The sequence below is a fragment of the Pseudomonas purpurea genome, from assembly GCF_039908635.1.
GTDB classification, from domain to species: Bacteria; Pseudomonadota; Gammaproteobacteria; order Pseudomonadales; family Pseudomonadaceae; genus Aquipseudomonas; species Aquipseudomonas purpurea.
On sequence record NZ_CP150918.1, the window covers coordinates 5,598,383 to 5,621,861 of the forward strand.

The following is a 23,479-nucleotide window of genomic DNA, read 5'->3' on the forward strand; positions in this document are numbered from 1 at the left end:
CCGCACGTAAAGGGTTTTATCGACCCGCGCCACCAGGGTGCCGGCGCCGTCGTGAATCTCGACTGGGTTCGCCAGCCACTCAAGCATCGGGACGTGTTCCCAGCCCCATGGCTTGTCGGGCGAACCAGCGTTTGGCCGGCGGCAACAGATCGAGCCCCAACAGGCCGATGTTGCGGCCCAGCGACACCAGCGGCTGAGTGCTGCCGAACAAACGGGTCACTTGATCGGAGAAGCCGACCGTGAGGTTTTGGTCCAGGCGCTGACGCTCGCGATACGCCTGCAAAGTGGCGAAGTCGCCCGGTGTTTTTTCACTGGCCAACAAGGCCTCGGCCAACGCCTGGGCATCGCGCAACGACAGGTTGAAACCCTGGCCGGCAATCGGGTGCAGGCTATGCGCCGCATTGCCCAACACCGCCAGATGGGGGCGAACCTGTTCTTCGGCCTCAACCAGCGTCAACGGATACAAATGTCGCGCACCAACTTGCTTGAGGGTGCCGAGGCGATACCCGAACACGCCCTGCAATTCGCTGAGAAAGCTGCGTTCATCGAGCGCCGCCAAGCGTTGCGCGTCCATCCCCAGACGGGTCCAGACTAGTGCGCAGCGGTTTTCCGGCAGCGGCAGCAACGCCATCGGGCCGTCATCGGTGAAGCGTTCGAAGGCCATGCCGTTGTGGGCTTCGCTCGGCGTAATGTTGGCGATCAGCGCACTCTGGTTGTACGGACGCTTTTTCACGCCGATGCCCAGTTGCTCGCGCAAGCCCGAACGGCCGCCATCGGCCAGCACCGCGAGGTCGCATTCCAGCGTGGTTTCATCGTTGAGGGTCAGGCGGTAGCCGTCTTCCAACGGCTCCATGCGCGTGACCTCGGCCGGGCAGCGCCAGCTGATGACGTCCTTGTCCAGACCTTGCCAGAGGCATTGGCCCAGCCAGGCGTTTTCCACCACGTAGCCCAGGGCCGGCACGCCCTCCTCCATGGCCGACAGCCGCGCGGTGGAAAACCGCCCACGGTCGGACACGTGAATCTGCTTGATCGGCTCGGCACGGCGGGAGATTTCCTGCCACAGGCCCAGCCGTTGATAGATTTGCCGAGCGCCAAAGGACAGCGCCGAAGAACGCGCGTCATAGCTTGGCTGGTAAGTGTCGCCGGGGGCGAACGGTTCGATCAGCACGATCTTCCAGCCGCGCGCCTTGGCCCCGGCCTGCAACGCCAACGCCAGGCTTGCGCCAACGAGGCCGCCACCGATAATCGCCAGATTGACCCGACTCATGCCGCGCACGTCCGCGCAGCGGCCATCAAGGCCTCGATTTCGGCGACCGTTCTCGGTACGCCGTTGGTCAGGATTTCACAGCCCGTTTTGGTTACCACCACGTCATCCTCGATGCGCACGCCAATGCCGCGCCATTTCTTCGCCACGTTCTGATTGTCCGGGGCAATGTAGATACCCGGCTCGACGGTCAACGCCATGCCGACTTCCAGCACGCGCCATTCGCCGCCGACCTTGTACTCACCGACGTCATGCACATCCATGCCCAGCCAGTGGCCGGCGCGGTGCATATAAAACGCCTTGTAGGCTTCGCTGGCGATCAACTCGGCGACGTTGCCCTGCAACAAACCGAGCTCGACCAGCCCGGCGGTAATCACCTGGACCGTGGCCTCGTGCGCCTGATTCCAGTGTTTGTTCGGTGCAATCTGGGCAAAAGCCGCTTCCTGCGACGCCAACACCAGTTCGTAGATCGCCTTCTGTTCCGGCGAGTACCTGCCATTGACCGGCCAGGTGCGGGTAATGTCGCTGGCGTAGCAGTCGATCTCGCAACCGGCGTCGATCAGCACCAGGTCACCGTCCTTGAGCACCGCGTCATTCTGCTGGTAGTGCAGGATGCAGCTGTTGCGCCCCGAAGCGACGATCGACCCATAGGCTGGCATCTTCGCCCCGCCCTTGCGGAATTCGTAGTCGAGTTCGGCTTCCAGGCTGAACTCATGCAAACCGGCACGGCTGGCCTGCATGGCCCGAATGTGGGCCTGGGCGGAAATCCGGGCGGCTTCGCGCATCACCTTCACTTCTGCCGCCGATTTATACAGGCGCATGTCGTGCAGCAGATGATCCAGGGCAACGAATTCGTTCGGTGGCTGGGCGCCAAGGTGCGCTTTAGAGCGGATCACGTTGATCCACTCCATCAGGTGGCGGTCGAATTCCGGGTTGCTGCCCATGGCCGAATACACCCGGTCGCGGCCTTCGATCAGGCCCGGCAGGATGTCGTCGATGTCGGTGATGGGAAACGCGTCGTCCGCACCAAAATCACGGATCGCGCCTTCCTGGCCGGCACGCAGGCCGTCCCACAGTTCCCGCTCGGCATTACGCTCGCGGCAGAACAGCACGTACTCGCCGTGTTCACGGCCGGGCATCAACACGATGACCGCCAGCGGCTCGGGGAAGCCGCTGAGGTACTGGAAGTCGCTGTCCTGGCGATAGACATGCTCGACGTCGCGGTTGCGGATCGCCACCGCGGCGGCCGGCAGGATGGCGATGCTGTTGGGCTCCATCTGCGCCATCAAGGCCTTGCGGCGACGGCTGTATTCCGCTTTCGGGATATGAATCATGGGCAGACGGACGTCCCTTCGAACGATCAGTGCAGAGACGGTTTGGCAGCCGCCGCTTCAGCAGGCTTCTTGGTCTCGGTGAACAGCAACAATGGCGCGACCCGCAGGTACTCCATGACTTCCATATAGTCGCTTTCGCCGTCATCGGACTCTTCCAGGGCATCTTGCACCTGGGCGATGGCCGCCAGATCCTGCAAAACCTCGGTGGCTTCAGTGCTCAGGGCATTGTCGCGGTAGGTCAGGCCGAAACCGGCGAGGAAGCCCTGGCACCACTGGCCCAGCGCGGCGGCACGCTCGGTGAGCGGCGCGTCATCGGTCGGCAACAGCAGAACGACGGTCATGTCGTCGCCGGTCAGTTCGCCCTTGACCATCTCTTGCAGGCCGATCAAGGCGTTGCGGACGTTGTCTTGTGGCTCGCCTTCGAGCAGTTCGGCGGCATCGGCCAACCAGCTGTCGGCTTCAAAGCCTGCGCCGGCGCAACTGCGGCCAAGCAACAGGCCATGCAATTCGGCAGGCGAGACAGGGTGGCCGCTGGTGCTCAGCAGGGTGGCGAAGGCTTGGTACGGAGAATTCTGAATGGGCATGGGCAGCTAGGCGCCAAGCGGCGCTATGTCTAGAATGAAGGCCTTGTATCCTACATCGACAGACTCGCCAAGACTATTAAAGGCTGTCCCCCGTCGGGTCTGTACGAAACTCGCCGAACGGCGATCAGGCAAGGCAGAAATAGGCGAGTACGCGCAGTGCAGGGTCCTACATGAGCATTGCGAGCCTGTTTATAACGCAGCATGATCGACGCGCAGGCAGTTTCTTACAGAGCCTACCGCCCATCAGACACAATCCAGTGGATACAATGGAAGACACCGACCTGCAAACGCTGATGGCCAGACTCGAGTTGCTAATTACCCGGGTCGAGCAACTTAAGAGCCAAAACGGACTCCTACTAGCTCAGGAAAAAACCTGGCGCGAGGAACGCGCGCACCTCATTGAAAAAAACGAAATCGCCCGGCGTAAGGTCGAATCGATGATTTCGCGCCTCAAGGCCCTGGAGCAAGACTCATGAGTTCAAGCAATAGCGTCACCGTGCAGATCCTCGACAAAGAATATTCGATCATTTGCCCTCAGGAAGAGCGCAGCAACCTGGTGAGTGCTGCCCGTTACCTGGACGGCAAGATGCGCGAAATCCGCAGCAGCGGCAAAGTCATCGGCGCCGACCGCATCGCCGTGATGGCCGCGCTGAACATCACTCACGACCTGCTGCACACCCAGGAACGCCCTGAGGTGCAGGCCAGCGGTTCGACCCGCGAGCAGGTTCGCGACCTGCTGGAACGCGTGGATCTGGTGCTGGCCACCGATCCGGATGTCAGCAAGGGCTGATTCCTCGGGGTGGTTGCGGTATACTCGCGCCACTCCCTGGGGTGCTTGCCAGTTGACGATGTCCCTGAGCCGATTCGCACTACCCTGGAAGTTGCACGTTGGGCCGGTGTGCATGTCCGCTAGACGGAAAGCCTTAAGGTCTACTGCTTCTTCCACCTTGAACTTTCGGGTTCAAGGGCTAAGTTGACAGCGGTTCATCCGGGGAGCCTGATTCAAGCCGATGCCGGTTCTTGCCGGCATCGGCTTTTTACGAAGCCATCGTCCTGATGCCTTCGACACGCGAACAGCCCATGACCATGACCGAACCTGCGCCGCTTTCCCGCCCGCAACTTCGACGCATGCTGCGCAAAGCCCGCCGCGCGCTAAGCCCCTGCGAACAACGCCAGGCCGCCCGCGGGCTGTATCGGCAATTGGCGCAACAACCGCTGTTTCGCCGCGCCAAACATATCTCGCTCTACCTGCCTACCGACGGTGAAATCGACCCGCGCCTGCTGCTGCGCGCCGCTCAGCGTCGGGGCAAGGCCACCTATCTGCCGGTGCTCAGTGCCTGGCCCCGCACCAAAATGGTCTTCCAGCGCGTTCGCCCCGGCGAAAAACTGCGCCCCAACCGCTTCCGCATTCTTGAGCCACGGGTCAACCGGGCACAGCAACGCAAGGTCTGGACCCTGGATCTGGTGCTGTTGCCGCTGGTGGGGTTTGACGATGTTGGCGGACGACTGGGGATGGGCGGCGGTTTCTACGACCGCAGCCTGGCGTATCTGGCGCGACGTAAAACCTGGCGCAAGCCGACGCTGTTGGGGCTGGCCCATGAATGTCAGAAGGTCGAGAAACTGGCTCAGGCGAGCTGGGATGTCCCGTTGCAGGGAACGGTGACGGACAAGGCGTGGTATTTCGCAGACTAGACGCCACTGCGCTCAGCGACGTCGCTTACCGGTGGTTCAGCGTTTGAAAGGTTGCTGTTGTTGCGCGACTTCAATCGGTGCATCGGTTTTGCTGGCCCACAGGCTCTGCGCATAACCGGTGGTCACGACGCCCAAACCGAACAGAATCACCAGAATCCAGAGTAAATCCGGTTTGCGTTTCATCGATTGCCCCCCTCAAGGCATGTTGCACACGATGACAGCAACGGTCGCGCCGGCAGCTCGTGTGGCTGGTTCTGTTAGTCAACTTCTGCGCCAGAAACCCATACCCGGCGTTGCTGCTCCTCGCCATAGCAGGCTATGACTCGTCGCAGCGCCTTGGTTATAGGCTTCTGGCATCCGAACTTGAACTAACGAACCAACCGTACGAGCTACTAGGCCGTACTTGCCGCGTCTCGCTTAAAAGTCCGGCATTTTGCGGTAACGTGCACCGACACGCAAACGCTGACGTCAACCGACCGTCGGTTTGTCATAAATTGGCCGAACAACCCTTTCGACCACTGTTTTCGGAGCAACAAAGATGGCCTATTGGCTGATGAAATCCGAGCCCGACGAGCTCTCGATCAAGGGCCTGGAAAAGCTCGGCGAAGCCCGCTGGGACGGCGTTCGCAACTACCAGGCACGCAACTTCCTGCGGGCGATGGCGGTGGGCGATGAATTCTTCTTCTATCACTCCAGCTGCCCTGAACCGGGCATCGCCGGTATCGGCCGCATCGTTGAAGCCGCCTACCCCGACCCGACGGCCCTGGAACCCGAAAGCATCTACTTCGACCCCAAGGCCACCCCGGAGAAAAACGCCTGGAGCGCGATCAACGTTGCCCACGTTGAAACCTTCGCCAAGGTCTTGCGGCTCGATTACCTGAAACAGCAAACCGCGCTGGCCGATTTGCCACTGGTGCAAAAAGGCAGTCGGTTGTCAGTGATGCCGGTCACCGCCGAGCAATGGGCGGCGGTGCTTGCACTGCGTTGACAGGACAGAACCGCACAGTCAGCTTTTCGACACATGCATTCATCGACCCAATTGGGTTAGGCTGCCCCTTCATTTGACGGGCATCAAGTCGCCAACGCGCTGAAACCGTCAGACTAGGACGCTACAGTTGCAGGATGCATACATGTCGACGAACCATCGCTCATCCCGTCTTTTCGCCATGATGTTAATGGTGCTGCTCGTGGCCGCTGGCGGCTTCGGTTATTGGAAATCCCAACACGACCGGCTGCCTGAAGGCCTGAGCATGGGCAACGGCCGACTCGAAGCCACCGAAGTGCAGATCGCCAGCAAGATCCCTGGTCGCCTGGCCGAGGTGCACGTCGATGAAGGCGACAAGGTGCTCAAGGGCCAGCTCCTGGCACGCATGGACACCCGCACCCTCGAAGCCCAGCGCAACCAGGCCGAAGCCGAAGTGCTGCGCGCCCGCCAGAACTACTCCGCCGCCGAAGCCAACGTGCAACTGCGCCAAAGCGAACTGCTGTTGGCCAATCAGGAAATCAAGCGTTCTCAGGAACTGTTCAAGCGCGGTTTTGCCAGCCAGCAGATCATCGACCAGCAACAAGCCCGCATGAACACCGGCAACGCCGCGGTCCTCGCCGCGCGAGCCCAGGTCGCGGCAGTTGAGGCGGCCATCGGTGCCGCACAGGCGCAAGTCGCTCAACTGACCAGCGAAATCGATGACAGCAGCCTGCGGGCGCCGATCGACGGCGTGATCCAGTTGCGCCTGGCAGAGCCCGGCGAAGTCCTCGGCGCCGGTGGCCGGGTGTTGCTGCTGATCGACCCGAATGACCAATACATGAACCTCTATCTGCCCGCCTCGATCACCGGTCGCCTGACCGTCGGTGGCGAAACACGAATCCTGCTCGACGCCCTGCCCAATCAACCGCTGCCGGCGAAAATCAGCTTCGTCGCGGCCAAGTCGCAGTTCACCCCCAAAGAGGTGGAAACCCGTGACGAGCGGCAAAAACTGGTGTTCCGGGTCAAGCTCAAACTGACTCAGCCCAGTGCTGCGCCCCAGGCCAAGCCTGGCATGCCCGGCGCAGGTTACGTGCGCACGGCGACCGTGGACTGGCCGGCCAACCTGCAATGAGCGCCCCGGCGCTGCAAGCCGTCGGCCTGCGCCATGCCTACGGCCAACAGCAAGCGCTGATCGACATCGCCTTCAGCCTGCCCAGCGGCACGCGTTGCGGGTTGATCGGCCCGGACGGAGCGGGCAAGTCGAGCCTGCTGGGGCTGATTGCCGGGGTCAAAAAGCTGCAACAGGGACACCTGGAGGTACTGGGCGGCTCCATCGACCAGCGCCGCCATCGCAACAGCCTCTACCCGCGCATCGCCTTCATGCCTCAGGGCCTGGGCGGCAACCTGTACCCGGACCTGTCGATCAATGAAAACATTCGGTTCTTCGCCACCCTGTTCGGCCTGTCGAAATACGAATGCGACCAGCGCATGCACAGCCTGCTGCTGGCCACCGACCTGGCGCGCTTCGCCGATCGCCCGGCGGGCAAACTGTCTGGCGGCATGAAGCAGAAGCTCGGCCTGTGCTGCGCGCTGATCCACGAGCCGGACCTGCTGATCCTCGATGAGCCGACCACTGGCGTCGACCCGCTCTCGCGTCGGCACTTCTGGGAACTGGTGGAAGACGTTCGCCGCCAACGTCCTCAACTGACCCTGCTGGTCGCCACGGCCTACATGGAAGAAGCCGAGCAGTTCGAACACTGCCTGATGCTCGACCGTGGCACGTTGATCGCCGATGGTCTGAGCCGCGAACTGGCCGCCGTCACCCCGAGCGGCAAACTCGACGACGCCTTCACCCACTTCCAGGGCGATAACGGGCACAGCAACGAGCCGCTGGTGATTCCGCCCAGAAGCAACGACCAGCATGACATCGCCATCGAAGCCCACGAGTTGACCCTGCGTTTCGGCGACTTTACGGCGGTGAACAAAGTCAGCTTCGCCATCGGGCGCGGCGAGATCTTCGGTTTCCTCGGCTCCAATGGCTGCGGCAAAACCACCACCATGAAAGTCCTCACCGGCCTGATGCCCGCCACCGAAGGCAGCGCCACGCTGCTCGGCAACCCGGTGAACGCCAAGGACCTGGCCACCCGCAAACGGGTCGGTTTCATGTCACAAAGCTTCTCGCTGTATGGCGAACTCAGCGTGCGGCAGAACCTGGTGCTGCATGCGCGACTGTTCGACCTGCCCAAGGCCGACAGCGCCCAGCGCATCGAAGAACTGATCCAGCGCTTCGACCTGGGCAGTATCGCCGAACAACAGTCCGGTGCCCTGCCGCTGGGCCTGCGTCAGCGGTTGTCGCTGGCCGTCGCGGTGCTGCATCGCCCGGAAGTGCTGATCCTCGACGAACCGACGTCCGGCGTCGATCCGGCGGCCCGCGATGATTTTTGGCGATTGCTGATCGAGCTGTCCCGCGAACAAGGGGTGACGATTTTCCTGTCCACCCACTTCATGAACGAAGCCCAACGCTGCGACCGCATCTCGTTGATGCACGCAGGCAAAGTGCTGGCCTGCGATACGCCTGCGGCGCTGCAACAGCAGTTTGAGGGCGACACCCTGGAAGACGCCTTCGTCCGCTGCCTCGAGGACGCCCAAAGCGCCAGCCCGACGCCGCCTGCGCCCGAGTCGGTGGTAGCAGGCCCGGCGCCCGTCAGCAAACGCGGTTTCAGCCTGAGCCGATTGATTGCCGTGGCCAGCCGCGAAGGCAAGGAGTTGCTGCGCGACAAGGTGCGCCTGGCCTTCGCCCTGGCCGGCGCGTTGTTCATGATGGTGATTTTTGGCTACGGCATTTCCCTGGACGTGGAAAAACTCGCTTTCGCCGTCTACGACCAGGACCAGACACCGCAAAGCCGCGCCTACCTCGAGGCGTTTCGCAGTTCGCGCTACTTCGCCGAACAGACGCCGATCCGCGATGCCAGGGAGCTGCACAAACGCCTGCAACGCTCGGAAATCAAACTGGCGCTGGAGATTCCACCGGGATTCGGTCGCGACTTGTACGCCGGTCGGCAACCGGCCGTGGCTGCGTGGCTGGACGGCGGCATGCCGTTTCGCGCCGAGACCAGCCGCAACTATGTCGAAGCCGTGCATCAGGCCAACCTCGAACAACTTGCGGCGCAAAGCAGCCCGGCGCTCAATCAACGAGTACCGGCGAAACTGGAAACCCGTTTCCGCTACAACCAGGATGTGGTCAGCGTGAACGCCATCGGCCCCGGCGTGATGGCGCTGATCCTGGCGTTCATTCCGGCCATGCTCACGGCGCTGGGGATTGTTCGCGAGAAGGAACTGGGCTCGATCACCAACTTCTACGCCACGCCGCTAACGCGCCTGGAGTTTCTGCTGGGCAAGCAAACGCCTTATCTGATCGTGAGCCTGATCAACCTCGGTTTGCTGGTGGCGATGAACCGCTGGCTGTTCGGTGTGCCGTTCAAGGGCAGCGGCCTGACCCTGGCGTTCGGCGGCCTGCTGTATGTGCTGGCGACCACCAGCCTGGGCCTGCTGATTTCCGCGTTCACCCGCACCCAGATCGCAGCGATCCTGGGCACCATGATCATCACCAGCCTGCCGACTATCCAGTTCTCCGGGCTGATCGTGCCGCGCTCCTCGCTTGAAGGCGCCGCCGCGCTGATGGGGCAGTTGTTTCCGGCCGGGTATTTCCTCGATATCGCCGTCGGTACATTCACCAAGGCCCTCGATATCCGCCAGTTGTGGCCACAGTGCCTGGCGCTGTTCGGGTTTTTCCTCGGGTTCACCGGGCTGAGCCTGGTCATGCTCAAGAAGCAGGAGGTCTGATGCATCAGCTCGCGCACATCCTGCGTCTGGGAATCAAGGAACTCACCAGCCTGCGCCACGACAGCGTACTGCTGCTGTTTTTGCTGTACGCCTTCAGCGTGGCGATCTACATGCCCGCCGCCGGCTCGGTGATTGGCGTGCACAACGCCAGCGTGGCACTGGTGGACGAAGACCACAGCCACCTGTCCCGGCAACTCGCCGAAGCCCTGCAACCGCCGCAGTTCCAGAACGCCGTGCCCTTGCCGTATGACCAGTTGGACAAGGTCATGGACAGCGGCCAGTACACGTTCGTGATTAACGTACCGGCCAACTTCCAGGCCGATTTGCTGGCGGGGCGCTCGCCGGCCGTGCAGGTCAACGTCGATGCCACGGCCATGAGCCAGGCGTTCATGGGCGCCGGGTACATCGGGCGGATCTTCCAGCGTGAACTGCTCAACTACGGCGGCCAGCCCGACAGCGCCAGCAAGGCCCCGGCGCTGCTGACCACCCGGGCGCTGTTCAACACCAACCTGCAGGGCGGCTGGTTTCTGGCGGTGATTCAGATCGTCAACAACATCACCATCCTGGCCATCGTACTGACCGGCACTGCGCTGCTGCGCGAACGTGAGCACGGCACCCTCGACCATTTGCTGGTGCTGCCGCTGACGGGGCTGGAAATCATGCTGGCCAAAATCTGGAGCAACATGCTGGTGGTGGTGCTGTGCACCTGGGTGTCGCTGGAAGTGGTGGTCAAGGGGTTGCTGGGCGTGCCGCTGGCCGGCTCCCTGGGACTGTTTTTGCTGGTGACCGCGCTGTACCTGTTTGCCAGCACCGCGTTGGGGATTTTCCTCGCGACCCTGGCGCGCTCGACGCCGCAGTTCGGGCTGCTATCGATTCCGGTGATCATCCCGATGCTGCTGCTCTCGGGCGGCAGCACGCCGCTCGACAGTATGCCGCAGTGGCTGCAATGGGTGATGCAGGGTTCACCGTCGACCCATTTCGTCAGCCTCAGTGCCGCGATTTTGTTCCGCGATGCCTCGGTCAACGTAGTCTGGCCGGACTTGCTGGCACTGGCAGTGATCGGCCTGGCGTTCTTTGCAATCTCGCTGGCGCGGTTCCGCAAAAGCCTGGCGTCCTGACCTGTGGCGAGGGAGCTTGCTCCCTCGCCACAAAAGCCAGTTTGTCTCAGGAATACTTATTGAATGATCAGGTTGTTGAACAACAGGTCTTCAACCACCGGCTTGCCGGTTTCGTCATTCATCACTTGCTGGGTCTGCTTCAAGGCCTCCTGGCGGAGTTTTTCCTTGGCTTCGACATTGTTCATGGTCTCGGTGGTTTGCTGGGCGAACAGCGCCACCAACTGATTACGAATCAACGGCTCATTGGCTTTCACCGCTTTGGCGGCCTCGTCGCCAGTCACCCGCAACGCCACGTCAGCCTTGTAAACCTTGAGTTTCGGGCCGCCATCAAGACCGTAGTTACCCACGAACGGCGGGCTCAGGCTGATATAGCTGACCTTCGGGGCTTCACCTTCTTTGGCTTCTTCGGCCATCGCTGCCGTCGGCAGGGTCAGGGCCAGCATCAACATGATCCACGCTTTCACAATTCGCTCCTTATCCGGTTTGCGGCCTAGCATAACGACCTGCCCGCAACAGCCCAAGCACAAAGCTTATGGCGGATTATCAGGACAGGGCATGCTCGTTGACCGCTTGACTTGCACACCTACACTTATCGGCCATCACTCCCAAAGGAATAGCCCTGATGAAAGCCGTGCTGTGCAAAGCCTTCGGCCCTGCCGAAACGCTGGTGCTGGAAGACGTCGCGAGTCCAATGCCTGCAAAGAACGAAATCCTGCTGGACGTGCACGCGGCCGGGGTGAACTTCCCGGACACGCTGATCATCGAGGGTAAATACCAGTTCAAGCCGCCGTTCCCATTTTCACCGGGCGGCGAGGCCGCCGGGGTGGTGAGCGCGGTGGGCGAGAAGGTCAGCCACCTCAAGGTCGGTGACCGGGTCATGGCGCTGACCGGGTGGGGCAGCTTCGCCGAGCAGGTCGCGGTGCCGGGCTACAACGTGCTGCCGATCCCGCCTGCCATGGACTTCAACACCGCCGCCGCTTTCAGCATGACCTACGGCACCTCGATGCACGCCCTCAAACAGCGCGGCCACCTGCAACCGGGAGAAACCCTGTTAGTGCTCGGCGCGTCGGGTGGCGTTGGCCTGGCGGCCGTGGAGATCGGCAAAGCCATGGGCGCCCGGGTGATCGCCGCTGCCAGCAGCGCCGAAAAACTGGCGGTGGCCAAGGCTGCCGGTGCCGATGAGTTGATCAATTACAGCGAAACCAGCCTCAAGGACGAAATCAAGCGCCTGACCGACGGCAACGGTGCCGACGTGATCTACGACCCGGTTGGCGGCGACCTGTTCGACCAGGCCATACGCGCCATCGCCTGGAACGGCCGCCTGCTGGTGGTGGGTTTCGCCAGCGGACGCATCCCCGAGCTGCCGGTGAACCTGGCGCTGCTCAAGGGTGCAGCGGTGGTCGGGGTGTTCTGGGGGTCTTTCGCCCAACGCCAGCCGCAGGACAATGCAGCCAACTTCCAGCAGCTGTTTAGCTGGTTTGCCGAAGGCAAGTTGAAGCCACTGGTGTCGCAGGTGTACCCGCTGAGTAATGCCGCGCAAGCCATCAACGACCTCGGCCAGCGCAAGGCGGTCGGGAAGGTGGTGGTGCAGGTTCGCTGAATCTCACTGGACACGCCTAAAAAGGTCAGAACAATTGATGAAGTTGTTCTGGCCTTTTCATTTACAGCACCAAACTGTTAAAACTTCATTTAGCAACCATCAACCTAGAATTAATTTAGCAGTAAATATGTAACGCATTCACTGCGAAAAATTACGCTAGCTTACTTCCTTACAGATCAGTACATCGATCAAGGTAGCCTCGTAACCAAATTTGCCAGCCCCTCACAACAATCTGTAAGAAGCGTCGCCGCTGATTTTAGAGGGCGTTATTTAAAACATGGAACAATCGACATGGATAAGTCATATGTTTAATGTCACTGATTACTTGGGGCCTCATAAAAAAACGGGGCCAAGCTCATACGAACTAGCCCCGGTACCGGTCAGAGCGGAAAGATTATCAAGCCCCCATATAGAAAGATATTTTTCAGGAAGTTGGGGCCTGAATGAAGGCCCCCATAGAGGCACCAGTCAAGGATCAGGAAAGCTCAGCCCGCTCACGCCCTTTATATGGGATGACCTGATGCAAGAACAGAGAATAAATAGCACACACATTGACAGTGAATACATCGACACATTCAACAGACTTACAGAGACTACCATTGGTGAACTAGAGCACGCGAAACAGATAGCCAGGGGGAACCATGCTCTCTCGCCGACGGAGAAAGCAAAAATAGAGCAAGAAACAACCATCAAAGCTATCCAATCCAAAACGTCAGAATATGAAGCTCGGACCCAGAGCGCTTACTCGCTCTACGGTCACAACCCATTCTTTCTAATGAAGGAGTTATCCTTCAGGAAAATATTGGAAAGCCTGGAGACATCACCTCCCGACGTCTCCGCCGCTTATACAGCAATAGACAATACGTATCGCTCGGCATTGGAGCTGAAACGGATTTCACTGCAGATGAATATTCTGGCCAAACAGCTGGAAGCATTGTCTTTAAGAAGAGGTCAGGCCGACACCGGACTCCAAGCTGCAAACAATATTTCGGCATCCAGAGCGGATGAGAGATTTACGGTTATCAATCAGGAAGTAAATATTCGCTTCCAACTTTTACCTTTTTTTCTTGTAGAGAAAATCGCTACAACAACAGGCTCAGCAAGAGAATTTACCCTCTCTCAATCTCTCTCACATTACAAAGCAGCGATAGATAATATTATCGTAATTGAGCAAGCAGCTATCAGCCCCTATGCAAAGGCCAACCCCAATATTAATCCGCCATTAAGTAAATCTGAACTTGAGGCGCTTAAGAACTTGGTGAATTTACAGGCCACCACTAATCTGGGTAACCGCTGGAATGACTACCATGTATCACTCCTTCATTCTGAAACCGTTCAATATTTGACCCAGGCAACAAACGCTTTTGGAGGTCTGATCACTCGTAGCCAAGAAGCCGAACGTTTGCAAGAACAGTCGCGCATTGCGTCTGAAGCTCAGGCAAGACATCTTGCCGAGCAACAGGCCCAAGAAGGAGCACGCCGACACGCAGAAGCACAACTTCATGCCAAGCAACAAGAAGCAAAGGCTGCCGCAGAGGCACGAGCAAAAATCGCGGCTGATAAAATCAGGGTATATAAAGCAGAAAAACGAGCCGAGCGAATAAGAAACCAGCAAGTAGCAACGAGATTGGCGGAGCGCTTTACCGAGATACTTGAAAATTTCAACCAATACCAACCCAAAGGCATCGACCAAAAACTGCAGTGGATGAAAGAGAAGCAAGACGAACTGTTATCCGCAGATCTCAATGCGGACAAAGCGGAAGAAAAGGCAGGAATGTTCTTTGGTTCATTAAAAAGGAGCCAACGAAAAACTTCACTACGAAAAGTGCAAACACAGATCGATGCAGTGGCTCGAACGATTGAAAACATAAGCCTTTCCACCGTGAGCGGCGCTGCGGCATCCTCACGGGCGTTAGTGATAACGCCTGACGGGCTTATTGCCGGGTATGAAGGCCTCCCAATCTCCTTGGCAGGGGCCATTGATTCGCTGAGCAACGCGAGAGCGGCGATAGGAGGCGGCCCCGCTGGCAGTACTCGCCGCAACGTTGTTTTACACGCCAACCTTGGGAAACGGCGAACTTCAACGCAATCCCGTGGTGCTGACGATTCCGCTGGCGCAGCTTGTCGGTGATGACGATTACTATGCAGATCTGCACCTTTACAGCTCCGTTTACATGCCGTTTCGAGTGGTGTCCTCGGTTCGCGGAGCGCACACCCAGCTCTACCTCTCCCCGACCGGTGAGCACCTGCCCGACATGGTCAGAATCAGGGATGTAGAACTTGATCCACTGACGAACCTCTTCACCTTCACGACCGAAGGCATTCCCTCAAGAACGCTGACGTGGACACCAAACAATGCGCCCGGCAATGACACCTTAGGCTCAACGGAGTTACCTGCCGATCAACCTGAAATCAAGATTTATCCCGGTGCCCGAGTCACACAAGTAGAGGGACGCACTGACGAACATCCGATGTGTGATGAGGCCGACACTGACGATTACATCCTGATTTTCCCGGAAGAGTCGGGGATAGATCCCGTCTATGTCATGGCGAGCCGCTCGGGACCGCGTTACGAGCCGGGAACGGTGACTGGAACAGGGCAGGCTGTCGGACAGAATTGGCTGGGGAGCGCAGGGGAACGCGGTGGTTCTCCGATTCCCGTTCAAATCGCGGATAAATTGCGTGGTCAAGCGTTCAGGAATTTTGATCAGTTTAGAGAAAGTTTTTGGAAAGCTGTCGCGGCCGATAAAGCACTTAGTGCCCAATTTGGGAAAGCCGACTTAAAATTGTTACACAGAGGTGTAGCGCCCACCGTTGATGCCGTTGACTATGCTGGCAAGAGAGATAAATTCGAAATCCATCACAAAGAAACAATCGCCAATGGCGGCGCTGTATATGATATCGATAATTTGACAATCATGACCCCAAGAGCACATATCGAACTTCACAGGAATGGTGGCAGGCTATGAAACTTAAAGATCGAATTGAAGACTATACGGAGTCGGAGTTCCTACTTTTTGTGACTGAGTTTTTCGAGGATACCAACGGCCTGACCGGGGATGCACTGAGTCAATACACAAGTAATCTGGCACATCACTTTGAAAAAATCACAGAACACCCTAGAAAGCGTGCAGTCATCTTCCGACCAACGGGTGACCGTGAAGACAGCCCTGCTGGCGTAGTACAAGAGATCAAGGAGTGGCGTGCCCAAAATGGCAAACCCGGCTTCAAACCAGAGTAAACCGCACCAGCAAGCAGCATCGCCGAAGGTGAAGCTGCTTGCTGGTAGCCTAAAGCAACTTACGAATCTCCTCCGGCAGAACCCTCATGTACCTCGAGGCTGGGTAGTCCAGACATAGCCTGGCGATACTCCGCACACTTCTATTCAGCTTGGCGATCATCGCCAGACGTTGCTCAGTCGACAATTGTCTTTGGAAAAAACCATTCGACAGATAAGCACGGGTGTAATGAAACACGGCTAAATCGACCCACCGGTAATCTGCTGTACGAACAAAGCCATTGTTGATCTCGCGACATTTCAGTTCTTTGAGCCACTGGTTGATGCCACTCGGCGCATCCAGTAAAAAAACCATCGGCACAATAACTTCCTGCTCGGCCGACTTGTCACCTTCCACCGTCCACGGTTTGAATCGCCACTGCCCTATCGCTACCCTGGTCGCTTCGGCGAGCCCCGGATGGTCGCTTTGCAAAATGTTGATCTTGCTGACTGACCCATCGGCATGAACGGTGAAACCGGCCCGCACATCGCCGGTAATCCCTGCTCTGTAAAGCGCCCTGGGGTAAAGCGGCTCTGGATTGCTTTCCGGTATCAGAAACACCTCTGCGGCCCAGGTAGCACCAGACAACACAAGCAGAAAAAACATAAGCCACCGCATAACCCGACTCCCCCGCAACTGAAATGCCGAATTTGGCATCCGCACGAAGGTTAAGGCTCAAACCCCAGAATCTAAATGCGGCGACCTCTCATTAGAGCCAAGGAAATTTCCCAAAACTGCGCCCTACGTTGCGCGCAAGAACCGCATTCAGGCCTGCGGGTAATGATTCCCACAACGCCCTTCCCTTACACCCAGGCGACATGTTCATAAAAGAACATGCGATCTGGCGCACTTCTCCCTGTTTCGTGGACGACAAGCGGTGCTATTTTCGGTAACGAAACTGTAACATTCGCATCCGCAGTCAAAACAAGAAATTTGGAGCTCTTGAATGTTTGCTTTCTTTCGACCTGCCGCACATCAGGCTCCATTGCCTGAAGAACACGTAGACAGCACGTACCGGCGCTTGCGCTGGCAAATTTTCGCAGGGATTTTCATTGGCTACGCGGGTTACTACCTGCTGCGCAAGAACTTCTCCCTGGCCATGCCGTACCTGATTGAAGAAGGCTACACCCGGGGCCAACTGGGCCTGGCCATGTCGGCAATCGCGATTGCCTATGGCTTGTCGAAATTCCTGATGGGGTTGGTCTCCGACCGTTCCAACCCGCGTTACTTCCTGCCGTTCGGCCTGCTGGTGTCGGCCGGGGTGATGTTCGTGTTCGGTTTCGCACCGTGGGCGACCTCCAGCGTAACCATGATGTTCATCCTGCTGTTCATCAACGGCTGGGCCCAGGGCATGGGGTGGCCGCCAAGTGGCCGGACCATGGTGCACTGGTGGTCGCAGAAGGAACGCGGTGGCGTGGTGTCGGTATGGAACGTCGCGCATAACGTCGGCGGCGGCCTGATCGGCCCGCTGTTCCTGATCGGCATGGGCTTGTTCAACGACTGGCACGCTGCGTTCTATGTTCCTGCTGCCGTGGCGCTGCTTGTGGCAGTGTTTGCCTTCATCGTGATGCGCGACACCCCACAATCGGTAGGGGCCTGCCTCCTATCGAGCAATACAAGAACGATTACCCGCACGGCTACGATGCCAGCCACGAAGAAGAATTCAGCGCCAAGGACATCTTCGTCAAATACGTGCTGCGCAACAAAATGCTCTGGTACATCGCCCTGGCCAACGTGTTCGTCTACCTGCTGCGCTACGGCGTACTGGACTGGGCACCGACCTACCTGAAGGAAGCCAAGCACTTCGACGTGGATAAAACCTCGTGGGCGTACTTCCTCTACGAGTGGGCCGGTATCCCGGGCACGCTGCTGTGTGGCTGGATGTCAGACAAGGTGTTCCGTGGCAACCGTGGCCTGACCGGCATGGTGTTCATGGCACTGGTAACCGTCGCGACCCTGGTGTACTGGCTGAACCCGGCCGGCAACCCGACCGTCGACATGATCGCCCTGTTCTCCATCGGCTTCCTGATCTACGGTCCGGTCATGCTGATCGGCCTGCAAGCGCTGGAGTTGGCACCGAAGAAAGCGGCCGGTACGGCTGCGGGCTTCACCGGTCTGTTCGGGTATCTGGGGGGGTCGGTCGCGGCCAGTGCAGCCATGGGCTACACCGTGGACCACTTCGGCTGGGACGGCGGTTTCGTGCTGCTGATCGGCGCCTGCCTGTTGGCTATGGCCTTCCTGGCGCCGACCTTGTGGCACAAGCAAGTCGCCAGCCAGAGCCGCGAAGCTGTCGCTTAATGCGCAGCTGATTTACACCGCTTGAGCCGCGCCTCCAGATTCCGGTCTGGCATGGCGTGGCTGCGCAGGGCGTTGACGGTCTGCTCGACATAATCGCGAGTCGTGCCGTAACGCCCGCAAGCGCTTTCAAATACCTGGCTCAGCACATGATCCGGCAAGTTGCCGGCGTAGCTCGGCAAGTGTCGCTCCAGCACAAACCCCAAGGCCTGTACCTGGCTTCCGTCTTCGAGGCGGCAGTTGAGCCAGTGTGGGCGATACGAAGGGTAAGGCATCTCGCGCTGCCACAAGGCGTACAAGGACGCCTCAAGCTGTTCTTCCGGCAAGCGGTACGCGAAACCGCTGCACGAACCGCCACGATCCAGACCAAACACCAGACCGGGCATTTCCGGCGTACCCCGGTGCTCGTGAGACCACAGGTACAAGCCGCGATGGTAGCCGTGCACTCGCCCACGCACCCGCTCGACCGCCGAGCATTCCGGGCGCCAGATCAATGAACCGTAAGCAAATAACCAGACCGGCCCGCCCTTGTGCCGGGCCATGGTGGCCTGCATCGAGTCGAGCAATTGTTCGTGCGTGAGTTGCGCGCCCAGATCGAGCTGCGGAGGGTAAGCCAGGTTCAGAAAAGCAGATTCAATGGCGGTCATGGCGAATAGCGTTCAGCTCCCCGCGAGTAAGGAATTACTTAATAGAACGCACAGCTGTAACCCTAAGGCACATTCGTTTTAAGGTAAGTTGAATGCCGCGAACGTCGGCGAACACGTCGATATACCCTAACGATATTTATCCTTGATAGATAAATACCGAAAGGCTATATAGCGCGTTATAAGAGGCGGCTTGTCAGGCTTCGGGGCGTGGCGCGTAGGCAAATACGTCGGCGCGCATCTGGTGCGCGTCCATTCCGGCATTCACCAGCGCGTCGAGGGTGGCGTAGATCATGGCCGGTGAGCCGCTGGCGTAAACGTGCACCGCCGACAGGTCGCCGATGTCTTCGCTGACAGCTTCATGCAGCAAGCCGCAGCGCCCTTCCCAGCCGCAGAGGTCGCTGACCACTTTGTGCAGGTACAGGTTGGGGGTTTGCAACCACTGATCCCAGTGGTCGATCTGATAAAAGTCGTCTGGGCGGCGCACGCCCCAATACAGGTGCACCGGGTGTTTGAAACCCTTGGCCCGGCAATGTTCGATCAGGCTGTGCATCTGCGCCATGCCGGTACCGGCGGCAATCAACACCAGCGGGCCGTCAGGCAATTCAGACAAGTGGGTATCACCGAACGGTAACTCGACCCGCACCATGGCACTGCGTTGCAGTTGTTCAAGCAAGGTTTGCGCACTGGTTTCGCGTACCAGCACGTGCAGCTCCAGGTCACGCCCCGAATGCGGGGCCGAGGCCAGCGAGAAGGCGGACTTCTCGCCACTCTCACGCTCCAGCAACAGATACTGGCCAGCGTGATAGCGCGGTGGCTTGCCGGCCGGCGCACGCAGGCGCACCCGCCAGACATCGCCGCCGACTTCAAGGCATTCAGTCACCTGACACGACAAACTGCGCACCGGCAGTTCTCCCAGCGCAAGGACGCCATCCCACAACACGATGCAGTCTTCCAGCGGCTCTGCTATGCAAGTGTAGAACTCACCGTGGTCGCGCACATCGCCAGCCTGCTCGACCCGGCCTTCAACCAGCAACGCCGCACAGACGTGGCAGTTGCCATTGCGGCAGCTTTGCGGACAGTCATAGCCCAGCCGCCGCGCTCCATCGAGTATCCGCTCGCCGGGCAGTATCTCAAGCACTGCTCCGGAGGGCTGCAAGGTTACACGCATCAATCTATTCCTAACTGATTCCAGATGGCATCGATCCGGCGTGTCACCGCCTCATCCTTGACGATTACCCGGCCCCACTCGCGGGTGGTTTCACCGGGCCATTTATGCGTGGCATCGAGCCCCATCTTCGAACCCAGGCCGGAAATCGGCGAGGCGAAGTCGAGGTAGTCGATCGGCGTGTTGTCGATCATCACCGTATCGCGCTTGGGGTCCATGCGCGTGGTGATGGCCCAGATCACGTCGTTCCAGTCGCGGGCGTTGATATCGTCGTCAGTGACGATAACGAACTTGGTGTACATGAACTGTCGCAAAAACGACCACACACCCAGCATTACCCGCTTGGCATGGCCTGGGTACTGCTTCTTCATGGTCACAATGGCCATGCGGTACGAGCAGCCTTCGGGCGGCAGGTAGAAGTCGGTGATCTCCGGGAACTGCTTTTGCAGGATCGGCACGAACACTTCGTTCAACGCCACGCCGAGGATCGCCGGCTCATCCGGTGGACGGCCGGTGTAGGTGCTGTGGTAGATCGGCTTGATACGGTGGGTGATGCGCTCGACGGTGAACACCGGGAAGCTGTCGACTTCGTTGTAATAGCCGGTGTGGTCGCCATACGGACCTTCGTCGGCCATCTCGCCCGGATGGATCACGCCTTCCAGGATGATTTCGGCCGTTGCAGGCACTTGCAGGTCGTTGCCACGGCACTTCACCAGCTCGGTGCGGTTACCGCGCAGCAGGCCGGCAAAGGCGTACTCGGACAGGCTGTCCGGCACTGGCGTCACGGCTCCGAGGATGGTCGCCGGGTCGGCGCCCAGCGCCACGGACACCGGGAATGGCTGGCCAGGGTGTTTTTCGCACCACTCGCGGTAGTCCAGCGCGCCGCCACGGTGGCTCAGCCAGCGCATGATGACTTTGTTGCGGCCAATCACTTGCTGACGATAGATGCCGAGGTTCTGACGGTCCTTGTTCGGACCTTTGGTGACGGTCAGGCCCCAGGTGATCAGCGGGCCGACATCGCCCGGCCAGCAGGTCTGCACCGGCAGCATCGCCAGGTCGACGTCATCACCTTCGATGACCACTTCCTGGCACACCGCGTCCTTGACGACTTTCGGCGCCATGGAAATGATCTTGCGGAAGATCGGCAGCTTGGACCACGCGTCTTTCAGACCTTTCGGCGGCTCGGGCTCTTTGAGGAAGGCCAGCAACTTGCCGATCTCGCGCAGTTCGCTGACGGCTTCGGCGCCCATGCCCAGGGCCACGCGCTCAGGCGTGCCAAACAGGTTGCCGAGGACAGGGATGTCGTAACCGGTCGGGTTTTCGAACAGCAACGCCGGGCCTTTGGCCCGCAAGGTGCGATCGCAGACCTCGGTCATTTCCAGCACTGGGGACACCGGAACCTGGATGCGCTTGAGCTCACCGCGCTGTTCCAGGCCGCTGATAAAGTCGCGCAAGTCGCGATACTGCATGCAAAAGCCTCGTTTTGGCCGTGGCGTACGGGGGCATGAGTGTAGCCTCGAACCCACCTGTTCAGAAGAGTGACCTGCCAGTTCATAAAAGGTCAGATAGCAAAAAGCCGGGTTTCCCCGGCTCTTGCTGGCCTGCTCGACTTACTTGCGTTTCATCGACAGGAAGAACTCATCGTTGGTCTTGGTCTGTTTCAGCTTGTCGACCAGGAACTCGATGGCAGCCACTTCATCCATAGGATGCAGGAGCTTGCGCAGGATCCACATGCGCTGCAACTCGTCGTCGGCAGTCAGCAACTCTTCGCGGCGGGTGCCGGAACGGTTGATGTTGATCGCCGGGAAGACGCGTTTTTCAGCGATCTTGCGGTCCAGAGGCAGTTCCATGTTGCCGGTACCTTTGAACTCTTCGTAGATCACTTCATCCATCTTCGAACCGGTTTCAACCAGCGCGGTAGCGATGATGGTCAGCGAACCGCCTTCTTCGATGTTCCGGGCAGCACCGAAGAAACGCTTTGGCTTCTCAAGGGCGTGGGCATCGACACCACCGGTCAGCACCTTGCCGGAGCTCGGGATCACGGTGTTGTAGGCGCGAGCCAGACGGGTGATGGAGTCCAGCAGGATCACTACGTCTTTCTTGTGCTCGACCAGGCGCTTGGCCTTCTCGATCACCATTTCGGCAACCTGCACGTGACGGGTTGGCGGCTCGTCGAATGTCGAGGCAACCACTTCGCCGCGCACGGTGCGCTGCATTTCGGTAACTTCTTCCGGACGTTCGTCGATCAGCAAGACGATCAAGTGAACTTCAGGGTTGTTACGCGCAATGTTGGCCGCGATGTTCTGCAGCATGATCGTCTTGCCCGCTTTCGGCGGAGCAACGATCAGGCCGCGCTGGCCTTTGCCGATCGGGGCGCACAGGTCGATGACACGACCGGTCAGGTCTTCGGTGGAACCGTTGCCGGCTTCCATCTTCATGCGCACGGTCGGGAACAGCGGGGTCAGGTTCTCGAAGAGAATCTTGTTTTTCGCGTTCTCGGGACGATCGTAGTTGATCGTGTCGACCTTGAGCAGGGCGAAATAACGCTCGCCTTCCTTCGGAGGGCGGATCTTGCCAACGATGGTGTCACCGGTGCGCAAGTTGAAGCGACGGATCTGGCTCGGCGAGACGTAGATATCGTCCGGGCCGGCCAGATAGGAAGCGTCAGCGGAGCGCAGGAAGCCGAAGCCGTCCTGGAGGATCTCCAGCACGCCATCACCGGAGATTTCCTCGCCGCTTTTCGCGTGCTTTTTCAGCAGGGAGAAAATCACGTCCTGCTTGCGCGAACGGGCCATATTTTCTATGCCCATCTGTTCGGCCAATTCGAGCAGTTCGGTAATCGGCTTTTGCTTGAGTTCAGTCAGATTCATATAGGAATGACGTAATCATTTATGGAGGGGGGAAATTAAGCTTTTGGCTTAATGAGGCCGCGCCGCAGAGAAGGCGACAGGATCGCGTACTAATTCGAAAAGGAGAGCGTCGGCGACGGCTTGCAGGGGGCATTGGAGAAACCAGTGCGGGGCCGAATGTAACACCTGAGTTTCGGAGCGTCTAGCCCTGAATAATGAAAAAGCCCCGCAGTTTGCGGGGCTTTTTCAGGACACTCGTAACGACGCTTAGATGTTGGCGTCGAGGAAAGCAGCCAGTTGCGACTTCGACAGCGCGCCAACCTTGGTCGCTTCGACATTGCCGTTCTTGAACAGCATCAGGGTCGGGATACCACGCACGCCATGCTTGGCCGGGGTTTCCTGGTTTTCGTCGATGTTCAGCTTGGCAACGATCAGCTTGCCTTCATACGTCGAAGCAATTTCGTCCAGAACCGGGGCGATCATTTTGCAAGGGCCGCACCATTCAGCCCAGTAATCGACCAGCACAGGGCCGTCGGCTTTCAGTACTTCCTGCTCGAAGCTAGCGTCGGTGACGTGCTTGATAAGATCGCTGCTCATGGATGTCTCCGGGGTTGTAAGCAAAAAAACGTGGCCCATCATAGCCGCCCTGCCCGCGTTCAGGAAGCCGCAGATGATTGAGTCTCACTATGGCCGCCCATGACGTTGGGTATAGCTCAAGTCACGGCGCGACGGGAGCCATCAAGCCGATTGCGCTGCTGTTACGCACGCCGGGACGTGCTCTGGATCAAGGATCGCGGCCATCGGCGGCGGCTGCGCGTTGGCGGCGGCGGTTGATCGTGGCACGAT

Annotated in this window: 22 protein-coding genes, 1 other RNA gene and 1 pseudogene; 13 read left to right on the forward strand and 11 right to left on the reverse strand. The window is 59.1% G+C overall.

All coding sequences use genetic code 11. From position 1 onward, the window contains the following. Window positions 1-79: 79 nt before the first annotated feature. The 3 genes from ubiH to AABM54_RS25305 are packed head-to-tail and all read right to left on the reverse strand — an operon-like array spanning window position 80 to window position 3,182. Window positions 80-1,267, reverse strand: a complete 1,188-nt coding sequence (ubiH, locus tag AABM54_RS25295; RefSeq protein WP_347902621.1) for a 2-octaprenyl-6-methoxyphenyl hydroxylase — start codon at window positions 1,265-1,267, stop codon at window positions 80-82. Beyond that, complete coding sequence (pepP, locus tag AABM54_RS25300) at window positions 1,264-2,598, reverse strand: Xaa-Pro aminopeptidase (protein WP_347902622.1); 1,335 nt, start codon at window positions 2,596-2,598, stop codon at window positions 1,264-1,266. The genes ubiH and pepP overlap by 4 nt, the downstream gene beginning before the upstream one ends. 26 nt (window positions 2,599-2,624) lie before the next feature. Beyond that, window positions 2,625-3,182, reverse strand: a complete 558-nt coding sequence (locus tag AABM54_RS25305; protein ID WP_347902623.1) for a YecA family protein — start codon at window positions 3,180-3,182, stop codon at window positions 2,625-2,627. 266 nt (window positions 3,183-3,448) lie between these two features. Between AABM54_RS25305 and AABM54_RS25310 the strand changes: the two genes are divergently transcribed. The 4 genes from AABM54_RS25310 to AABM54_RS25325 all read left to right on the forward strand — a co-directional run bounded on the left by AABM54_RS25310 (window position 3,449) and on the right by AABM54_RS25325 (window position 4,874). Then, the gene (locus tag AABM54_RS25310) at window positions 3,449-3,658 is read left to right on the forward strand and encodes a TIGR02449 family protein (RefSeq protein WP_347902624.1); all 210 of its coding nucleotides are present in this window, start codon (window positions 3,449-3,451) and stop codon (window positions 3,656-3,658) included. Next, the gene (locus tag AABM54_RS25315; protein ID WP_347902625.1) at window positions 3,655-3,972 is read left to right on the forward strand and encodes a cell division protein ZapA; all 318 of its coding nucleotides are present in this window, start codon (window positions 3,655-3,657) and stop codon (window positions 3,970-3,972) included. Before AABM54_RS25310 ends, AABM54_RS25315 begins: the two co-directional genes overlap by 4 nt. A 30-nt stretch (window positions 3,973-4,002) precedes the next feature. After that, a non-coding RNA gene (gene ssrS / locus AABM54_RS25320) (6S RNA) lies at window positions 4,003-4,181 on the forward strand. Window positions 4,182-4,268: 87 nt separating this feature from the next. Further along, the gene (locus AABM54_RS25325; RefSeq protein WP_347906297.1) at window positions 4,269-4,874 is read left to right on the forward strand and encodes a 5-formyltetrahydrofolate cyclo-ligase; all 606 of its coding nucleotides are present in this window, start codon (window positions 4,269-4,271) and stop codon (window positions 4,872-4,874) included. 36 nt (window positions 4,875-4,910) lie between these two features. Here AABM54_RS25325 and AABM54_RS25330 read toward each other — a convergent pair whose 3' ends face one another. Further along, window positions 4,911-5,057, reverse strand: coding sequence for a hypothetical protein (locus tag AABM54_RS25330; RefSeq protein WP_347902626.1), 147 nt, complete (start codon window positions 5,055-5,057; stop codon window positions 4,911-4,913). Window positions 5,058-5,412: 355 nt separating this feature from the next. Between AABM54_RS25330 and AABM54_RS25335 the strand changes: the two genes are divergently transcribed. The 4 genes from AABM54_RS25335 to AABM54_RS25350 all read left to right on the forward strand — a co-directional run bounded on the left by AABM54_RS25335 (window position 5,413) and on the right by AABM54_RS25350 (window position 10,799). Next, the gene (locus tag AABM54_RS25335) at window positions 5,413-5,862 is read left to right on the forward strand and encodes an EVE domain-containing protein (RefSeq protein ID WP_347902627.1); all 450 of its coding nucleotides are present in this window, start codon (window positions 5,413-5,415) and stop codon (window positions 5,860-5,862) included. 142 nt (window positions 5,863-6,004) lie between these two features. Further along, window positions 6,005-6,970, forward strand: a complete 966-nt coding sequence (locus AABM54_RS25340) for a biotin/lipoyl-binding protein (protein ID WP_347902628.1) — start codon at window positions 6,005-6,007, stop codon at window positions 6,968-6,970. Continuing rightward, complete coding sequence (gene rbbA / locus AABM54_RS25345) at window positions 6,967-9,681, forward strand: ribosome-associated ATPase/putative transporter RbbA (protein ID WP_347902629.1); 2,715 nt, start codon at window positions 6,967-6,969, stop codon at window positions 9,679-9,681. Before AABM54_RS25340 ends, rbbA begins: the two co-directional genes overlap by 4 nt. Beyond that, a complete protein-coding gene (locus tag AABM54_RS25350; RefSeq protein ID WP_347902630.1) occupies window positions 9,681-10,799 on the forward strand; it encodes an ABC transporter permease in 1,119 nt (372 codons plus the stop codon). Before rbbA ends, AABM54_RS25350 begins: the two co-directional genes overlap by 1 nt. 56 nt (window positions 10,800-10,855) lie before the next feature. Here the strand turns inward: AABM54_RS25350 and AABM54_RS25355 are convergent, their stop codons facing one another. Further along, window positions 10,856-11,263, reverse strand: a complete 408-nt coding sequence (locus AABM54_RS25355) for a flagellar basal body-associated protein FliL (protein WP_347902631.1) — start codon at window positions 11,261-11,263, stop codon at window positions 10,856-10,858. Between the two features lie 158 nt (window positions 11,264-11,421). Here AABM54_RS25355 and AABM54_RS25360 point away from each other — a divergent pair, with 158 nt between their 5' ends. From AABM54_RS25360 to AABM54_RS25375, 4 genes are all read left to right on the forward strand, one after another. Continuing rightward, on the forward strand, window positions 11,422-12,399 hold the full coding sequence (locus AABM54_RS25360; protein WP_347902632.1) for an NADPH:quinone oxidoreductase family protein: 978 nt from the start codon (window positions 11,422-11,424) through the stop codon (window positions 12,397-12,399). Between the two features lie 304 nt (window positions 12,400-12,703). Beyond that, a complete protein-coding gene (locus tag AABM54_RS25365; RefSeq protein WP_347902633.1) occupies window positions 12,704-14,530 on the forward strand; it encodes a hypothetical protein in 1,827 nt (608 codons plus the stop codon). Further along, on the forward strand, window positions 14,493-15,368 hold the full coding sequence (locus AABM54_RS25370) for an S-type pyocin domain-containing protein (RefSeq protein WP_347902634.1): 876 nt from the start codon (window positions 14,493-14,495) through the stop codon (window positions 15,366-15,368). The genes AABM54_RS25365 and AABM54_RS25370 overlap by 38 nt, the downstream gene beginning before the upstream one ends. Then, entirely contained in the window at window positions 15,365-15,640 is a 276-nt protein-coding gene (locus AABM54_RS25375; RefSeq protein ID WP_347902635.1) for a bacteriocin immunity protein, read from the forward strand. The genes AABM54_RS25370 and AABM54_RS25375 overlap by 4 nt, the downstream gene beginning before the upstream one ends. Window positions 15,641-15,689: 49 nt before the next feature. On the opposite strand, the gene AABM54_RS25380 is transcribed toward AABM54_RS25375, so the two are convergent. After that, on the reverse strand, window positions 15,690-16,295 hold the full coding sequence (locus AABM54_RS25380) for an energy transducer TonB (protein WP_347902636.1): 606 nt from the start codon (window positions 16,293-16,295) through the stop codon (window positions 15,690-15,692). A gap of 328 nt (window positions 16,296-16,623) precedes the next feature. Between AABM54_RS25380 and glpT the strand changes: the two are divergent. Then, window positions 16,624-17,975, forward strand: a pseudogene (gene glpT / locus AABM54_RS25385) (glycerol-3-phosphate transporter). Here glpT and AABM54_RS25390 read toward each other — a convergent pair. The 5 genes from AABM54_RS25390 to trxA all read right to left on the reverse strand — a co-directional run bounded on the left by AABM54_RS25390 (window position 17,972) and on the right by trxA (window position 23,230). Next, the gene (locus AABM54_RS25390) at window positions 17,972-18,619 is read right to left on the reverse strand and encodes a gamma-glutamylcyclotransferase (protein WP_347902637.1); all 648 of its coding nucleotides are present in this window, start codon (window positions 18,617-18,619) and stop codon (window positions 17,972-17,974) included. The pseudogene glpT and the gene AABM54_RS25390 sit on opposite strands and share 4 nt — an antisense overlap. Before the next feature lie 193 nt (window positions 18,620-18,812). Next, entirely contained in the window at window positions 18,813-19,787 is a 975-nt protein-coding gene (locus AABM54_RS25395; RefSeq protein ID WP_347902638.1) for a CDP-6-deoxy-delta-3,4-glucoseen reductase, read from the reverse strand. Next, entirely contained in the window at window positions 19,787-21,253 is a 1,467-nt protein-coding gene (ubiD, locus tag AABM54_RS25400) for a 4-hydroxy-3-polyprenylbenzoate decarboxylase (protein WP_095081871.1), read from the reverse strand. Before ubiD ends, AABM54_RS25395 begins: the two co-directional genes overlap by 1 nt. 141 nt (window positions 21,254-21,394) lie before the next feature. After that, entirely contained in the window at window positions 21,395-22,654 is a 1,260-nt protein-coding gene (gene rho, locus AABM54_RS25405) for a transcription termination factor Rho (RefSeq protein WP_019694195.1), read from the reverse strand. A gap of 246 nt (window positions 22,655-22,900) precedes the next feature. Next, window positions 22,901-23,230, reverse strand: coding sequence for a thioredoxin TrxA (gene trxA, locus AABM54_RS25410; protein WP_347902639.1), 330 nt, complete (start codon window positions 23,228-23,230; stop codon window positions 22,901-22,903). Between the last annotated feature and the right edge of the window lie 249 nt (window positions 23,231-23,479).

Bases quoted from the DNA above. Each gene is read 5' to 3' on its own strand.
- ubiH (WP_347902621.1), bottom strand. From the start codon at position 1,267: ATGAGTCGGGTCAATCTGGCGATTATCGGTGGCGGCCTCGTTGGCGCA.
- pepP (WP_347902622.1), bottom strand. From the start codon at position 2,598: ATGATTCATATCCCGAAAGCGGAATACAGCCGTCGCCGCAAGGCCTTG.
- AABM54_RS25305 (WP_347902623.1), bottom strand. From the start codon at position 3,182: ATGCCCATTCAGAATTCTCCGTACCAAGCCTTCGCCACCCTGCTGAGC.
- AABM54_RS25310 (WP_347902624.1), top strand. From the start codon at position 3,449: ATGGAAGACACCGACCTGCAAACGCTGATGGCCAGACTCGAGTTGCTA.
- AABM54_RS25315 (WP_347902625.1), top strand. From the start codon at position 3,655: ATGAGTTCAAGCAATAGCGTCACCGTGCAGATCCTCGACAAAGAATAT.
- AABM54_RS25325 (WP_347906297.1), top strand. From the start codon at position 4,269: ATGACCGAACCTGCGCCGCTTTCCCGCCCGCAACTTCGACGCATGCTG.
- AABM54_RS25330 (WP_347902626.1), bottom strand. From the start codon at position 5,057: ATGAAACGCAAACCGGATTTACTCTGGATTCTGGTGATTCTGTTCGGT.
- AABM54_RS25335 (WP_347902627.1), top strand. From the start codon at position 5,413: ATGGCCTATTGGCTGATGAAATCCGAGCCCGACGAGCTCTCGATCAAG.
- AABM54_RS25340 (WP_347902628.1), top strand. From the start codon at position 6,005: ATGTCGACGAACCATCGCTCATCCCGTCTTTTCGCCATGATGTTAATG.
- rbbA (WP_347902629.1), top strand. From the start codon at position 6,967: ATGAGCGCCCCGGCGCTGCAAGCCGTCGGCCTGCGCCATGCCTACGGC.
- AABM54_RS25350 (WP_347902630.1), top strand. From the start codon at position 9,681: ATGCATCAGCTCGCGCACATCCTGCGTCTGGGAATCAAGGAACTCACC.
- AABM54_RS25360 (WP_347902632.1), top strand. From the start codon at position 11,422: ATGAAAGCCGTGCTGTGCAAAGCCTTCGGCCCTGCCGAAACGCTGGTG.
- AABM54_RS25365 (WP_347902633.1), top strand. From the start codon at position 12,704: ATGTTTAATGTCACTGATTACTTGGGGCCTCATAAAAAAACGGGGCCA.
- AABM54_RS25375 (WP_347902635.1), top strand. From the start codon at position 15,365: ATGAAACTTAAAGATCGAATTGAAGACTATACGGAGTCGGAGTTCCTA.
- AABM54_RS25380 (WP_347902636.1), bottom strand. From the start codon at position 16,295: ATGCGGTGGCTTATGTTTTTTCTGCTTGTGTTGTCTGGTGCTACCTGG.
- AABM54_RS25390 (WP_347902637.1), bottom strand. From the start codon at position 18,619: ATGACCGCCATTGAATCTGCTTTTCTGAACCTGGCTTACCCTCCGCAG.
- AABM54_RS25395 (WP_347902638.1), bottom strand. From the start codon at position 19,787: ATGCGTGTAACCTTGCAGCCCTCCGGAGCAGTGCTTGAGATACTGCCC.
- ubiD (WP_095081871.1), bottom strand. From the start codon at position 21,253: ATGCAGTATCGCGACTTGCGCGACTTTATCAGCGGCCTGGAACAGCGC.
- rho (WP_019694195.1), bottom strand. From the start codon at position 22,654: ATGAATCTGACTGAACTCAAGCAAAAGCCGATTACCGAACTGCTCGAA.
- trxA (WP_347902639.1), bottom strand. From the start codon at position 23,230: ATGAGCAGCGATCTTATCAAGCACGTCACCGACGCTAGCTTCGAGCAG.